Here is a 14,554-nt window from a genome sequence, read left to right as displayed (position 1 = left end):
CGTCAAAGACGTGGCGCTCGGCGAGCTCGCTGCAGTATGCATAGATGTCGCGGATAAGGTCCGCGCCCGAGAGCGTAAACATGTAGCCTGCGTCCGAAAGCGCATTGGGTGCGGCGGGCAACTTGGCTGTGCGGCAAAAGGTCAACAGGTCGGGCGTCATAACGTCCTGGTAGCCAAGATGGCTGCCGTCTTCTTGTGCGGCGAGTTCCAGCTGGTGTACTCGATCCAGCGCCGCTGCCAGCACAAAGCTCGGTGTGGGAGCATTGACGTCCTGAGTGGTCGCCACAAGCCTGCCCGCCGCCTGCGTGACAAGCCAAGCGACCTCGCGCTGGCAACGCACGGCCTTGCGCGTAACCGGCTTGATGGACGAAGAAGAAACGCTCCCCTTAGGCGGATTCGAAGCAGCCATAAGGCCCTCCCATGAACGACCCGGCCCAACAAGCCCGGATGAAACACGTGCTACATCAGTATACAGGGAAGTGGGGTAGCGGGGTACAAGCGCGCCAGCGGCAAACCGAGAGCATCAACGATGTGCCGATCGCGGAATGAGATCTCGTAATAATTGACTCTCGGCCATATTATTGAGGGGCATGACTCGCGTTCGTATGGTTGTAGGTGCTGGCGATGAACGACATTGACCTTGCTGTTCCGTTGATGGATGGACCAAGCTATGACCGCGCCTGCAGTCTCGTGCCTTCCGAATACGTTGAGGCATGGGAGTGGTTTCTGGGTGAGGAACAGCGCGGCGGCGTTTGGACCAGCCTTCCGCACCACACCAAGGAAGATAGCCCTCAGTATCAGTACCGTTTGAGAATTGGCTCGGACTTCTTTCCCGTAACGCGGGATTCAGGGATCTTCTGGCCGGGCCAGGATCGGGTGAAGCAAGATCCCAATAAGATCTTTGCGCTTTCGGTCCATAACTCTAAAAAGAGCTTCTACACCGATGTGCCTCCGCTCTATTTGGACGATGGTACGTGGGTCATTAAGTACTCGGTTCAAGCGTCGGGTACCGTTGGTTTTCGAGACCAGAATTACAACCGTAAAATGCTCAACTGCATGGAATGTGGCGTTCCAGTCGGAGTCATATTTGCAACCGAGGTGGGCTACAAGGTGCTCGGCCTTGCATTTGTTGAACGGTTCGAGCCCGAAAACGGATGGTTTGTTCTGCACGGTCCTGTTCATAAAGGCGGACCGGACCCTCGTTTTGCGCCCGACATGAGTTATCTGAAGCACATGCCCGTCGATATTGAGTTTGCCGGACAGGGTACGACCGACGACGAAAAGGTCCGCTATGCGTTAAGGCGCGAGCGATTGGGGCAGCAATGGTTCCGCAAGCAGCTCGTTGCCGCCTATGATGGCCGTTGCGCGGTGTCGGACTGCGGCGTCAGCGAAGCTCTGGAGGCTGCACATATCGAGAATTACTCGGGACCCAAATCGCAGGTTGCCAGCAACGGCATTCTGCTTCGGCGCGATCTTCATTCCCTATTTGATGCTCACCTGATTTCGTTTGAGCCTGTTTGCGGCGAATATCGGCTGTGCGGATCGTACCTGCTGGATAAGACCGACTACGTTTCCTTTGCGGGTGCGACGCTAAGGCAGCCGAATGAGTGTCAGTGGCGACCCAATACGGTGTTTCTTGAGGCCCATCGCATTGAGTTCGATCGCTCGGAAAAGAAGCGTGAAAAGGCGGGGCTTCTGCCGTATTAGCGTAATTGGCTTTGGCATTCTTTGACGATCGTGTTGTTTGATCGGATCGCGTGGCGATGCAATCTCGCGCATGCCTGCCGGTGCATGCTCTTCCTGTTTTGTATAGCGAGAGGGGAGCGTGTATGAGCTGGCGAGGCGATATTGCGATGGGGAAGTACGGAAAACTGCCGTGTGCCCTTATAGACAACAATATGTTTCCGAGCGTAGAGGTTGATTGCGGGTCGTTTGTCGTCACCTGCCCTTGCTGCGGCTCGCAAATACCGTGTCTCGACATTCGGTTCATCGATGCGCGTGACAGACTCAGCGACGAAGTGAGAAAACAGACAGGCGTTCATATGCCGGTGTATCCGGAGAAATGCCCTGTTTGTGGCCTCGATATCGTGTATGACGCCGGCGACGAGGGATAGGTGATGCGGAGGAGCTGGCTGTGAAGGCATCTCCGTCCTTACAAATAAACCCCCTCACCGAGCTGCTTGTGGAACTCGGCGTGATGGTCGCGTGCCCAGGTAAAGAGCGCCTGGTCAAAATTGGTACGCGTGGCCGGGACGCCAAAGACTCCGGCAACTTCGACGCGTATAAACTCCAGTGCCGGCAGCTTGTTGATGGCAGTGAGGGCAAACGGGGACGAGGGCTCCTCGAACAGATAGCGGCTGCCTTGCAGCGCGTCGCAACTGGTGCACGTGTTGCCGAGCGACGGGGCTTTGGAGGCTCGCGCGCCTACGGGCTTGTAGCCGCAGCGCTTATGAAGGTAGTCGCGGATCTCGCCCGGCACGCAGCCAAGAGCGGGCACGATGGCGAGCGCGTTGGCGTTGGCCGTGTCGATGGCAATGTGCCCAGCTTCGTTGGGCGCGTGCGCGATGGCGATGCTCTCGTCGTTATCGGCTCGATAGGGAATGCCGAAGGCCGCGACCGAGGTCTCTTTGTGACACTTCCAGCACTCGCGCTTGCCCAGTACTAGATATATATACGGCGCTGAGGGGTCGGATCGGTCAACACCGGGCAGCCACTCGGCAAAGGGCTCGGGGTTGACGCCGCTGGGTACATACCAGATCTTCTTGGTCCGGTCCCATTTGGCGCCCAGCGCCTTGGCTTCTTCTTTGTGCGAAAAGGGGACATCGAGCTCGGTGCGCATGGCGGCTCCTTGGTACTGCAGGTGCAAGTGGCTCAAGGATACCGCAGGGCGCAGACATCGCGGCGTTTTGCTGAGAAGTTGCGGTGTGGACTGATTGGTTATGCCGATGGATAGATCGGCAAGTAGATGGTCGGCTTTTGGCCAGTTGGGCGGTTGGAACTGCCAGCGGATTTGGCGACATAAAACAAAACAGCCCAGAGGACATAGCCTCTGAGCTGCGAACATTTGGTGGGCGTTAGAAGATTTGAACTTCTGACCTCTTCCGTGTCAGGGAAGCGCTCTCCCCCTGAGCTAAACGCCCGATCAAGGGTGCGCAAGCGCGCAAGGGATAATATAACGGAGCCTGAACTCGGTGGCAAGAACATTTTTAAAAATCGCTTACATTGTGGAATTCAGGGGCTTTGTCATATCCATTTCAAAAGAGCCTGCTGCCGCGATTTGGCTGTCGCATAATGCAAGGCCATTGCGGTATCGAGCTATGGAAAGACGCCTGCGGAATTGTCCTACCGATAAGCGGACAAGCCTCCAGCTGGTGCCTCCGCAGTGATAAGGTAAGCCGAATTGTTTCCAGGCTGTTTCGGGGGAGTGGAATGAGCAAAGAGTGTGTCGAGCAGGTCGAAGGCGCAGGGGCTTCGGTGCCGATGACCGATATATCGAACATTGATGTGCCCGAGGGCACCGACGAGCTCAGCCGTAGCACCCGCCGCGCCTGGCGCGAGCGCCTGAACAGCGCTTCGACGCGCAAGATGATCACGGGCGTCTTGGCTACGCTGGTGGGCGGTTCGTTTTGGGGCTTCTCGGGCACCAGCGCGAGCTTTCTGTTCGATACCTACCACGTCGATACCTTGTGGCTTATGAGCGTGCGTCAGATTCTCGCCGGTCTACTCTTTATGGCCGTGGTTGTTACGCGCGACCGCGAGCGCCTGATTAAGCTCTGGACCACACCCGCCGATCGCAAGCAGCTGCTGCTCTTTACCGCCTTTGGCCTGCTGTTCAACCAGTTTTGCTATCTTTCGGCCGTGCGCCTGACGAACGCCGGAACCGCGACGGTGCTCCAGTGCCTGCAGCTCGTTATCATCATGGGCTACACCTGCGCGATCGATCGCCGCATGCCGCGTACTCGCGAAGTCATCGGCATTGGCCTGGCTCTGGGTGGAACCTTTTTAATCGCCACCGGCGGCGACCCCACCAGCCTGAATATCTCGCCGCTTGGCCTGGCAGCAGGTCTTATGTGTGCGGTCAGCGCCGCGTGTATGGCGGTGATTCCCGCCAAGATCCTGCCCGAATACGGCAGCCCCATCGTCACGGGCTCGGCAATGCTCACGGCGGGCGTGATCTCATGTGTCTTCGTGCAGCCCTGGGCGCATATGCCGGCACTCGACGCTGCCGGCGTCGAGGCGCTCGCGGTGTTCGTGGTTATCGGCTCGTTTTTTGCTTACATGCTCTATATGCAGGGCGTTAAGGACATCGGCTCGGTGCGTGCGAGCCTCATCGGAACTGTGGAGCCGGTTTCGGCGACCATCACGAGCGCCGTTATGCTGGGCACGGTGTTTTTGCCGACCGACCTTATCGGCTTTGCCATGATCATCGTGATGATGTTCCTCACGGTGTAGTTGACGCCGCCGCCAAGACAGAAAAGGTGTTGTGCCGCATTTTCGCCAATTGATGTCCGTGTCTGGAGTTTAGCTGTCGATGCTCAAAATGCCATAAACTAGTAACGTTATGGACTTTTTCATTGCGACTCAATTGCGAGGATTTCTTTATGGCTGGTAATCACTTTAAGGGCAGCGATAGCGGTCGCCCTGCAGTTCCGCCGCGTCCGAACGGGGCTGGTAAGGCCGGCACGCCGGGCGGCGCTGGACAGGGCGGTTCCGGTAAGCGCGTGTCCCCGGGCGAGACGGCGATGTTTACCGCTCTGTACGAGCAGTCTCAAAAGGCAAAAAAGACCGGCCGTGCAAGAGGGAGTGTCTTTGCGGGCGGTGCAACCTCCGTGTCGCAGCCGAGCGGGGCTCCTTCGGTATCTGCGAACAACGCAGGTGCTGCCAACGCCGCGAATGCCGCCGGCAACGTTAATGCCGGCAAGGCCGACAACAATACTCCCTCTGCCGGTGGCGCGGGGCTTACGGGTAACCTTGGCACGATTTACACCGGCGCCTCCGAGACTGGCACGTTCGCCCGTCTGGATGATAGCGGTACCGAGTTTGCGGGCTCGGGTTCCAAGGAAGATTATTACGATTTTGGCTTGAACTACGGTAGTGACGCTTCGTCGAGTTCAACCTCTGACGGTCTGGTCCGTCATCGCCATCGCAAGGGCGAGCGCAAAAAGCGTCATACTGGCGCCATTATTGCCGCTGTAGTCGCGGTGCTTCTCGTTGCGCTTGGCGCAAGCGGCTTTATGCTGCTTAACTCGGCAAAGACCGTAAAGAGCGAAGCGAAGGAGGCTGTCGAGATCGTCGGTGGCCTTAAGGACAAGGTCACGTCGGGCGATTTTTCGACGCTGCCTGACGACGCGAAAAAGATCGATGAGCTCTGCGACAGCATGAAGGCGGAGACTTCGAGCCCGCTGTGGACGGCGGCTTCGTTTATCCCGGTGTATGGCAGTGACATCAACGCAGCCCGCACCATGATTGATGCCCTGTCCGATGTCTCGGGCAACGCGCTGGTTCCCATGGCCGACAACCTTTCGCAGGCCACGCCCGGCAAGCTGTTCCAGGACGGCATGATTAACGTGTCCGCGCTGCAGGCGGTCGCCGATTCGCTTTCCAGCAGCTCGAAGGTGTTCAAGAGCGCCAACGAGAAGGTCCAGGGCATTGGCGATACTCATATTTCCCAGGTGACCGAGCTGGTCGATAAGGCCAAGGACGGCTTTGCCACCCTCAACGGCGCGGTTGACGCGGCGGAGAAGGTCGCCCCCGTCCTTCCCCAGATGCTCGGCGCCAACGGCCAGACGCGCAACTACCTTATGTACGCCATGAACAACGTCGAGATTCGTGCCTGCGGCGGCTTTGGCGGTTCGCAGGGTCTGATTTCGGTCACCGACGGCCAGATGTCGATTGGCGAGTTTGTTCCCTGCATTGCGCGCAGCAAAGACGAGGCGGTTGAGAGCGTCGACGAAGAAGATGAGACGCTGTTTGGTGACCACAGCAACCTATACATCTCGGGCAACACCTATTCGCCCGACTGGCCCCGTAATTCGCAGCGTGTCGCCGCGCTGTGGAAGTCTGAATATGGTCAGGACGTCGATGGCGTCATTGGTATCGATCCGGTATTCCTGCAGTATCTGTTGGGCCTCGTGGGTAATGTTTCACTGCCCGACGGTACAGTCGTTGACGGTACTAACGCGGCGAAGGTGCTTATGCATGATGTGTACTGGAACTATCCGGTCGAGGAGTCGGACGGCATCTTTGCATCCGTCGCCAGCGCTGCCTTTGACAAGATCCTTGGCGGTATCGGCGACGTCGATGTTGCGAACCTTGTCAGCGCCGTTGAGCGCGGTGCCGAAGAGGGCCGCCTGATCGCGTGGATGAAAAACGATGACGAGCAGAACGCTATCAAGGAGATGAACATCGACGCCTCACTGCCCGATCCGGATGACCCGAGCGCCGATCCCGTTGCTGGCGTCTACTTTAACAACCTGAGCTTCTCCAAACTTGATTGGTATCTAAACGCCGATACGCAGATTGGTCAGGGCGTGAAGAACGGCGACGGCGCTTGCTCCTATCGAATTACCGTTACCTTGACGAACGTCATGACGCAGGAGGAGGCACGTAAACTGCCCGACTACGTAGCGGCCAGTGCGCCTGGGACCTCGCGTGACGATGAGCGCTTGTATGTATCGCTGTTTGCGCCGACAGGCGGCAGCATTACCGATTTAACCGTTGAGGGGACTCAGTTTGGACTGTTCGCTGCCACTTGGCACGGAGTTCCCTGCTATTCGGGAACCGTTGACCTGCATGCTGGCGAGACGACGACGATCACGTATACGCTGACCACGTCGTCCGAGGCGGGGGACAAGCCGCTTACGCTGCGTCAGACTCCTACATGTCAGGCGGCTCGCGACAGCGCGTCGGCGTAGGGTTTTTCTGGTAGCGCAGATAATCGAGTACCATTTTGGGGCGGACAGGCAATCTGTCCGCCCCTATTTTGTAAGGAGAGCGCATGAAGTACTTTGGCACCGACGGCTTTCGCGGTGAGGCCAACGTTGGGCTGACGGTAGAGCACGCTTATAAGATTGGCCGTTTTGTGGGCTGGTATTACGGCGCCAACCGCGAGCGCAAGGCGCGCGTGATCGTGGGCAAGGACACGCGTCGCTCGAGTTATATGTTCGAGGCGGCGCTGGTGAGCGGCCTGGTCGCGAGCGGTGCGGACGCCTATATGCTGCATGTGATCCCGACGCCGGGCGTGGCGCATCAGACCGTGGAGGGCTGCTTCGATTGCGGCATCATGATCAGCGCGAGCCACAACCCGTTTTGCGATAACGGCATTAAGCTCGTCAACAGCGACGGTTTTAAGATGGACGAGGACGTACTGGAGCTCATCGAGGACTACATCGATGGCAAGAGCGAGGTGCCGCTGGCAACGGGCAACCATATCGGCGCCACGGTCGATTACATGCAGGGCCGCAACCGCTACATTGCCTCGCTCATCGCGAGCGCGAACTTTTCACTGCAGGGCGTCAAGATCGGCATCGACTGCGCCAACGGCTCGGCATCCTCGGTGGCCAAGCCGGTGTTCGACGCACTGGGTGCCGATGTGCGCGTGATCAACGCCGCGCCCGATGGCTTTAACATCAACGTCGACTGCGGCTCCACGCATATGGAGCGCCTGCAGCGCCACGTGGTGGAGCAGGGCCTGGACGTGGGTTTTGCCTACGATGGCGATGCCGACCGCTGCCTGGCCGTGGATGAGCGCGGCCGCGTGGTCGACGGCGACCAGATCCTGTACGTGTGCGGCGTGTATCTGAACAAGCACGGGCGCCTCTCGGGCGGTACCGTGGTGCCGACGATCGCCAGCAACTTTGGCCTTGTCAAGTCGCTGGAGCTTGCCGGTCTGAGCGCCGTGACCAGCGGCGTGGGCGACCGTCACGTGTATGCCAAGATGCGCGAGGGCGGCTACAGCCTGGGCGGCGAGCAGACGGGTCATACGATCTTTGGCGATATCGAGCGCACGGGCGACGGCATTATGACCTCGCTGCGCGTGATGGAAGTGATTCGTGCCGAGCGCGAGACGCTCTCGCAGCTCACGGCTCCGTGCAAGCTGCTGCCGCAGGCGCAGGTGGCCGTGCACGTGGCGGACAAGGACGCCGCGCTCGAGAACATGGGCGTGCAGAACGCCATCGCCGAGGCCGAGGCTGCGCTGGCAGGCGAGGGCCGCGTGCTCGTGCGCAAGAGCGGAACCGAGTCGGTTATTCGCGTGCTGGCCGAGGCGCCCGACCAAGCATCCGCCGATGCCGCCATGAAGCGCATCGCCAACGCGCTCGAGGCTCTGTAGTTACGCGGTTTTACCAAACCGCGTAACTGCTCGACGCTGCAAACGGCCCCAAGCGGCGGTCTGACGTTCAATTTCAAGGGCGCGACCAGAAGGTGAGCGCCCTTTCATTTCACGTCACCTTGCTCGCTTGGGGTCGTTTTCGCTGACATTGCCAAGACATCGGCTTCAACATGGTTGGCGATGGCGTGCTGGTCAATCCTTACAGCTCGTAGAGCGTGGTGAACTTGTCCTGCAGGTAGCTGCAGTAGTAGCGGGCATCGAATGCCATGCCACAGGCGCCCTTGATGAGCTCCGGCGCGTCCTTGGCGCGGCCCCACTGCCAAATGTGCTCGCCCAGCCAGGCACGGACGGGCGCCAGATCGCCGCTCGCGCAGGCACCGGTAAGGTCGACGCCGTCGCGGCACATGGCCGGCACAAACATGGCGTCGTAGGCGCTGCCCAGCGCATAGGTGGGGAAGTAGCCAAACGAGCCACCGCTCCAGTGCGTATCCTGCAGGCAGCCGTGCGCGTCGTCGGGAACGGGAATGCCCAGGTACTCGTCCATAAAGCTGTTCCAAAGCGCGGGGATGTCCTTGGCCGTGGCCTCGCCGGCAAACAGCATGCGCTCGATCTCGTAGCGCACCATAACGTGCAGCGGATAGGTGAGCTCGTCGGCCTCGGTGCGGATCAGCGAAGGCTGCGCGATGTTCACGGCGTGGTAGAGCGTGTCCTCGTCTACGTTGCCGTAGACCTCGGGCGCGTGGCGGCGCAGCACCTCGAGCAGCGGTCCCATAAAGGCACGGCTGCGGCCCACGGTGTTCTCAAAGAAGCGGCTCTGGCTCTCGTGGATGCCCATGGAGGTGCCGCCCTCCAGACAGGTGCGCGCATAGGCGGGATTGACGCCCAGCTCGTACATAGTGTGCCCCGCCTCGTGGATGATGCTGTAGACGTTGGAGATGCAATCGTCCTCGTAGATGTGTGTCGCGATGCGCGCGTCACCTACGGCAAAGCCCTCGCTAAACGGGTGCTCGGTAAAGGCAAGCGTGGTGTCGTCCAGGTTCAGGCCGACGAGCTTCATCAGGTCGAAGCTCATGGCGCGCTGGGCGGCCTCGGGCACGCGGGTGTGCAAAAAGTCGGCATCGGGCTGCTGGCCGCGCTCGCCGATGGCGTGCACGAGCGGCACGACCGTGGCCTTGACCTCCTCGCAAAACGCGTCGAAGCTCTCGGCAGAAAGGCCGCGCTCGTACTGGTCGAGCCAAACGTCGTATGGGTCGCGCTTGGGGTCCATGAGTTCGGCCTGATGCTTAAGTTGGGCGACGATTCTATCCACATAGGGCTCAAAGCTCGCCCAGTCGTTGGCCGTCTTGGCCTTGTGCCACACGGCGTCGGCCTCGCAGGTGAGCCTGGTCCAGGCTTCGGCCTCCTCGGTAGGAATAACGCTTGTCTCGCGCTGGTCGCGGCCGAGCACGCGGATCTCGTCGAGCAGCTGCGGGTCGTCGATTTTGCCGCCTGCAACCGTCTCGCGCGCTAACGAGCGTACGAGCTCAACGGACTTCTCGCTGGTCAGTAGCTTGTGATGTTCGCCGGCAAGCGTGCCCATGGCGTCGGCACGGGCGGCAGCGCCGTTGGCAGGAGCAATCGTCGCTCCATCGAACTCGGCAATCTTGAGCAGGTACTCGCGAGTCCACAGCTTGCCCTCGAGTTTGCGGAACTTTTTGACGGCCTTGTCGACTTTAGCGGCCTTGACGCCCTTGGCAGCCTTTGCCACGGCGGCCTTGGCCTTCTTATCGAGTTTCTTTCCCATGCCGTATCCTTAATCTCGCAGGCCGAGCGCCGCAGGCGGGTGCACGGCCAGTTTGCACAGCTACCTGCCTTGTACCCAGCGCGAACAAAACTGAACGCGGCGATGCGCTCGCGAAATGTGTTATCCTATAGCCCAATGCGTTGACGGAGAGGGTTTTGCCCGCCGCGTCGCCGGCAAGAGAGGGAAGGTCATGGGCTGCAAGCCTTCCTACGGTGGCAAGGGCCAAGCGTTCACTCCCGAGCAGCGACCTCAACGGGCGCGCGGCCGGTGGCAGCGAAGCCCCAGTAGGGAAGCCGTGAGCCTCGCGACAAGGGGCGCAGAGTGGGCACGGCGGGCCAGACATCCGCCGGGTCAAACAAGGTGGTACCGCGGAATTCAACCGTCCTTGGGCAATGTACATGCCCGAGGACGGTTTTTTGTTACCGAACCGGGCCGCACATCCGCAGCTATCGGGTGCTAGCCGCCCCGGCAAGCGAGATGCGTGAGAGACGAAAGGGAAGACATGAGTCTGATTGATGATCTGGTCAAACTCGAGGAAGAGGCCAAGGAGCTCGTCGCAGGCGCCGACGACGCCGCCAAGCTCGAGGCCGCACGCGTTGAGCTGCTCGGCCGCAAGGGCCGCATCACCGGCCTGATGCGCATGATGGGCAAGCTCGCCCCCGAGGATCGTCCCATGATGGGCAAGCGCGCCAACGAGATGCGCCAGCTGATTGAGGGTATGCTTGACGAGCGCACCACCGAGATGAAGGCCGTCGCCCTCAAGCATGCACTCGAGCACGAGGCCGTCGACATCACGCTGCCGGGCATCCGTCCGCAGATCGGTCACCAGCACCTGATCAAGCAGATCATCGAGGAGGCCGAGGACATCTTCTGCGGCATCGGCTACACCGTCGAGTCCGGCCCCATGGTCGATACCTCCTACTACAACTTCACCGCGCTCAACGCGCCCATGGATCACCCGAGCCGCTCGGCTCGCGACACGTTCTATGTGGTCGACAACAACCCCGGCAGCGTCGCGCATCCCGAGGCTCACGCTCACGGCGAGTCCGACGTGCTGCTGCGCACCCAGACCTCGGGCGTGCAGATCCACACCATGGAGTCGCAGAAGCCGCCCATCTACATGATCTGCCCGGGCACCGTCTACCGTCCCGACACGGCCGACGCCTGCCACCTGCCGCAGTTCAACCAGATCGAAGGCCTGGTCGTCGACGAGGGCATCACCTTTGGCGATCTTAAGGGCACGCTCGACTACTTTGTTAAGTGCATGTTTGGCGAGGACCGCAAGACGCGTTATCGCCCGCACTTCTTCCCCTTCACCGAGCCTTCCTGCGAGGTGGACGTGAGCTGCCACGTCTGCGGCGGCAAGGGCTGCAACTTCTGCAAGCACAGCGGCTGGATCGAGATCCTGGGCTGCGGCATGGTCGACCCCAACGTCCTGATCAACTGCGGCATCGACCCCGAGAAGTACACCGGCTTCGCCTTTGGTATTGGCGCCGAGCGCGTCGCGGCCCTGCGCTACGACCTGCCGGACCTTAGAACGCTCATGACGGGCGATATGCGTTTTCTGAATCAGTTCTAGGCTGCGGCTTGCCCAAGCACGGCACCTCGGCGCTCATTCGTCGCTTGCGTACCAAAGTACGCGGCGCTCCTCTTTCGGGCCGATCTGCCGCACTTGGACAACCCTCGCTTTGTAAGGAATGTTCACAAAGTTGAAGTTTCCACCTGCATCTCTTCGCAGGCTTTCAGTATGAAAGGAGAGCTAGATGCGTGTTTCTTACGACTGGCTCAAGACCATGATCGATATTCCGGAGGATCCCAAGACCCTTTCGGACGAATATATCCGCACCGGCACCGAGGTCGAGGCGATTGACACCGTGGGAGAATCCTTCGACCACGTGGTGACCGCCAAGGTGCTCACCAAGACCCCGCACCCCGATAGCGACCACATGTATGTGTGCTCGGTCGACGTGGGCGACAAGAATCTCGACGCCGACGGCAACCCCGCCCCGCTGCAGATCGTTTGCGGCGCGCAGAACTTCGAGGCTGGCGACCACATCGTCACGGCAATGATCGGCGCTGTGCTTCCCGGCGACGTCAAGATCAAGAAGAGCAAGCTTCGCGGCGTCGTGTCCATGGGCATGAACTGCTCTGCGCGCGAGCTCGGCCTGGGCGGCGACCACTCCGGCATCATGATCCTGCCCGAGGATACGCCCTGCGGCATGCCGTTTGCCGAGTACGTGGGCTCGAGCGACACCGTGCTCGACTGCGAGATCACGCCCAACCGCCCCGACTGCCTGTCCATGATCGGCATGGCCCGCGAGACCGGTGCCATCTTCGACCGCGATTTCCACGTTGAGCTGCCCGCTATCAAGGCGGAGACCGGCCGCGCGACCGACGACGAGCTTTCCGTCGAGATTGCCGACGAGGGCCTGTGCGACCGCTACGTCGCCCGCATCGTGCGCAACGTGAAGGTCGGCCCGTCGCCCGACTGGATGGTCAAGCGCCTTAACGCCCTGGGCGTGCGCCCGCACAACAATATCGTCGACATCACCAACTATGTGATGATGCTCACCGGTCAGCCGCTGCACGCCTTTGACCTGGACACCTTTGCCGAGCGCGATGGCAGGCGCCGCGTGGTGGTTCGCGCCGCCCAGCAGGACGAGAAGTTCACGACGCTCGACGGCGAGGAGCGTGTGCTCGATGCCGGCATGGGCCTCATCACCGACGGCGAGCGTCCCGTGGCGCTGGCCGGTGTCATGGGCGGCATGGATTCCGAGATCGAGGACGATACCGTCGATGTGATGGTCGAGAGCGCCTGCTTCAACGCCGGTCGCACCTCGCACACCAGCCGCGATCTGTCGCTGATCTCCGACGCCTCCATTCGCTTTGAGCGCCAGGTTGACGAGACCGGCTGCGTGGATGTTGCCAACATTGCCTGCGCGCTGATTGAGGAGATCGCCGGCGGCGAGGTCGCCCCCGGCTATGTGGACGTGTTCCCCGCGCCCAAGACCATCGACAGCATCAAGCTGCGCCTGGCCCGCGTGCACGCCATCTGCGGTGCCGACATCGAGTCCGACTTTATCGAGCGCTCGCTCACCCGCCTGGGCTGCACCGTCGAGCGCGACGGCGAAGACTTTATGGTTACCCCGCCGAGCTTCCGCCCCGACCTGCCGCGCGAGATTGACCTGATCGAGGAGGTCCTGCGCCTGTGGGGCATGGGCCGCGTGACGGCGACCATTCCGGCTGCCAAGAACCACATTGGCGGCCTGACCCGCGAGCAGAAGCTCACCCGTAAGGTCGGCGAGATCCTGCGCGCCTGTGGCCTCAACGAGACCACGACCTTTGGCTTTGCCGCCCCGGGTGACCTGGAGAAGATCGGTATGTCCACCGAAGGCCGCGGTTGCCCCGTGGTGCTCATGAACCCGCTGGTGGCCGAGCAGACCGAGATGCGTCGTTCGCTGCTGCCGGGCCTGCTGCAGTCCGTGGCCTACAACGAGGCGCACGGTACGCCCAACGTGCACCTGTACGAGGTCGGCAGCCTGTTCCACGGTCGCGAGAACGCCAGCCTGCCCAAGGAGACCAAGTCCGTGGCGGGCGTGCTCTCGGGCCAGTGGAGCGAGCGGTCCTGGAACATGAAGTACCGCAAGCTGCGCTTCTTCTTTGGCAAGGGCATTGTCGAGGAGCTGCTTGCCCAGCTGCGCATCGAGAAGGTTCGCTTCCGTCCCGTCGAGGGCGAGGGCTATGCCTTCCTGCAGCCGGGTCGTGCTGCCGAGGTTCTGTCCGGCGGCACTGTGCTGGGCTGGGTCGGCGAGATTCACCCCGAGGCGCGCGAGGCGATGGGCATCGACGAGGTCGTCGTTGCCTTTGAGCTCGACCTGGACAAGCTGATCAAGGGCGCCCGCAATCAGGAGAACTACCGCGAGTTCTCGCAGTACCCTGCCGTTGAGCACGACCTGGCAATTGTGGTCGACAACGCTGTGACCTGCGAGGACCTTGAGCGCCGCATTACCAGCGCCGGCGGCAAGCTGCTCGAGGGCGTGCGCCTGTTCGACGTCTACCGCGATCCGGTCCGCGTGGGCGTGGGCAAAAAGTCCATGGCCTTCGCGCTTACGTATCGCTCCGACGACCACACGCTCACCAGCGAAGAGGTCGAGAAGGCGCACCAGAAGATCGTCACCAAGGTGTGCAAGGGCGTAAACGGCGAGGTCCGCGGCTAGGATTTGCGCTGGGTATAGGTCAGCGGTGGCTGCTGCTGAGTCCTACGTGACCGCTATGCTCGATATAAGGCACCGTTGAGCCTTCATATATGACACGCGCATTACATAACGGCGTGCTGCTTTGTCGGCAGTGCGCCGTTTTGCTATGATAGCCCGAGGCGTGTTACGAATCTTACAATGCGTAACACTGACAAGGTGATTTAAGCGGCGTTGCAATTCTGTGCG

General features: G+C 60.8%; 10 protein-coding genes and 1 tRNA gene. 7 read left to right on the top strand and 4 right to left on the bottom strand.

Annotated features, from left to right (window positions below):
- Positions 1 to 409 (bottom strand): hypothetical protein (locus tag AB5164_RS02795; protein ID WP_368147782.1); only part of this gene is annotated, 409 nt, incomplete at its 3' end.
- Between the two features lie 215 nt (positions 410 to 624).
- Between AB5164_RS02795 and AB5164_RS02790 the strand changes: the two genes are divergently transcribed.
- Entirely contained in the window at positions 625 to 1,707 is a 1,083-nt protein-coding gene (locus AB5164_RS02790) for an HNH endonuclease (RefSeq protein ID WP_368142226.1), read from the top strand.
- A 122-nt stretch (positions 1,708 to 1,829) separates the two neighbouring features.
- Positions 1,830 to 2,114, top strand: coding sequence for a hypothetical protein (locus AB5164_RS02785; RefSeq protein ID WP_347494321.1), 285 nt, complete (start codon positions 1,830 to 1,832; stop codon positions 2,112 to 2,114).
- 38 nt (positions 2,115 to 2,152) lie between these two features.
- Here AB5164_RS02785 and AB5164_RS02780 read toward each other — a convergent pair whose 3' ends face one another.
- Positions 2,153 to 2,839, bottom strand: coding sequence for a DUF5710 domain-containing protein (locus tag AB5164_RS02780; protein ID WP_368142225.1), 687 nt, complete (start codon positions 2,837 to 2,839; stop codon positions 2,153 to 2,155).
- A 226-nt stretch (positions 2,840 to 3,065) separates the two neighbouring features.
- Positions 3,066 to 3,140: transfer RNA gene (locus AB5164_RS02775), tRNA-Val, on the bottom strand.
- Positions 3,141 to 3,429: 289 nt separating this feature from the next.
- Here AB5164_RS02775 and AB5164_RS02770 point away from each other — a divergent pair.
- The 3 genes from AB5164_RS02770 to glmM all read left to right on the top strand — a co-directional run bounded on the left by AB5164_RS02770 (position 3,430) and on the right by glmM (position 8,329).
- Positions 3,430 to 4,452, top strand: coding sequence for a DMT family transporter (locus AB5164_RS02770; RefSeq protein WP_368142224.1), 1,023 nt, complete (start codon positions 3,430 to 3,432; stop codon positions 4,450 to 4,452).
- 149 nt (positions 4,453 to 4,601) lie between these two features.
- Positions 4,602 to 6,914: a DUF4012 domain-containing protein gene (locus tag AB5164_RS02765; RefSeq protein ID WP_368142223.1), complete on the top strand. Its 2,313-nt coding sequence runs from the start codon at positions 4,602 to 4,604 to the stop codon at positions 6,912 to 6,914.
- An 83-nt stretch (positions 6,915 to 6,997) separates the two neighbouring features.
- Positions 6,998 to 8,329, top strand: a complete 1,332-nt coding sequence (glmM, locus tag AB5164_RS02760) for a phosphoglucosamine mutase (protein WP_260699108.1) — start codon at positions 6,998 to 7,000, stop codon at positions 8,327 to 8,329.
- A 199-nt stretch (positions 8,330 to 8,528) separates the two neighbouring features.
- Here the strand turns inward: glmM and AB5164_RS02755 are convergent, their stop codons facing one another.
- Entirely contained in the window at positions 8,529 to 10,112 is a 1,584-nt protein-coding gene (locus AB5164_RS02755) for a carboxypeptidase M32 (RefSeq protein WP_368142222.1), read from the bottom strand.
- Positions 10,113 to 10,614: 502 nt separating this feature from the next.
- On the opposite strand from AB5164_RS02755, the gene pheS reads away from it, so the two are divergent.
- Together pheS and pheT are read left to right on the top strand one after the other, a co-directional pair.
- Positions 10,615 to 11,691 carry a phenylalanine--tRNA ligase subunit alpha gene (gene pheS, locus AB5164_RS02750; RefSeq protein WP_368142221.1) on the top strand — a complete coding sequence of 359 codons (1,077 nt, stop codon included), beginning with the start codon at positions 10,615 to 10,617 and terminating at the stop codon, positions 11,689 to 11,691.
- Positions 11,692 to 11,875: 184 nt separating this feature from the next.
- Positions 11,876 to 14,329 carry a phenylalanine--tRNA ligase subunit beta gene (gene pheT / locus AB5164_RS02745; RefSeq protein WP_368142220.1) on the top strand — a complete coding sequence of 818 codons (2,454 nt, stop codon included), beginning with the start codon at positions 11,876 to 11,878 and terminating at the stop codon, positions 14,327 to 14,329.
- Positions 14,330 to 14,554: the final 225 nt, after the last annotated feature.

The sequence above is a fragment of the Collinsella aerofaciens genome (assembly GCF_040915425.1).
In the GTDB taxonomy this organism is placed as follows: domain Bacteria; phylum Actinomycetota; class Coriobacteriia; order Coriobacteriales; family Coriobacteriaceae; genus Collinsella; species Collinsella aerofaciens_BW.
This window is presented reverse-complemented; position numbering and strand designations above follow the sequence as displayed.

Bases quoted from the DNA above. Each gene is read 5' to 3' on its own strand.
- AB5164_RS02790 (WP_368142226.1), top strand. From the start codon at position 625: ATGAACGACATTGACCTTGCTGTTCCGTTGATGGATGGACCAAGCTAT.
- AB5164_RS02785 (WP_347494321.1), top strand. From the start codon at position 1,830: ATGAGCTGGCGAGGCGATATTGCGATGGGGAAGTACGGAAAACTGCCG.
- AB5164_RS02780 (WP_368142225.1), bottom strand. From the start codon at position 2,839: ATGCGCACCGAGCTCGATGTCCCCTTTTCGCACAAAGAAGAAGCCAAG.
- AB5164_RS02770 (WP_368142224.1), top strand. From the start codon at position 3,430: ATGAGCAAAGAGTGTGTCGAGCAGGTCGAAGGCGCAGGGGCTTCGGTG.
- AB5164_RS02765 (WP_368142223.1), top strand. From the start codon at position 4,602: ATGGCTGGTAATCACTTTAAGGGCAGCGATAGCGGTCGCCCTGCAGTT.
- glmM (WP_260699108.1), top strand. From the start codon at position 6,998: ATGAAGTACTTTGGCACCGACGGCTTTCGCGGTGAGGCCAACGTTGGG.
- AB5164_RS02755 (WP_368142222.1), bottom strand. From the start codon at position 10,112: ATGGGAAAGAAACTCGATAAGAAGGCCAAGGCCGCCGTGGCAAAGGCT.
- pheS (WP_368142221.1), top strand. From the start codon at position 10,615: ATGAGTCTGATTGATGATCTGGTCAAACTCGAGGAAGAGGCCAAGGAG.
- pheT (WP_368142220.1), top strand. From the start codon at position 11,876: ATGCGTGTTTCTTACGACTGGCTCAAGACCATGATCGATATTCCGGAG.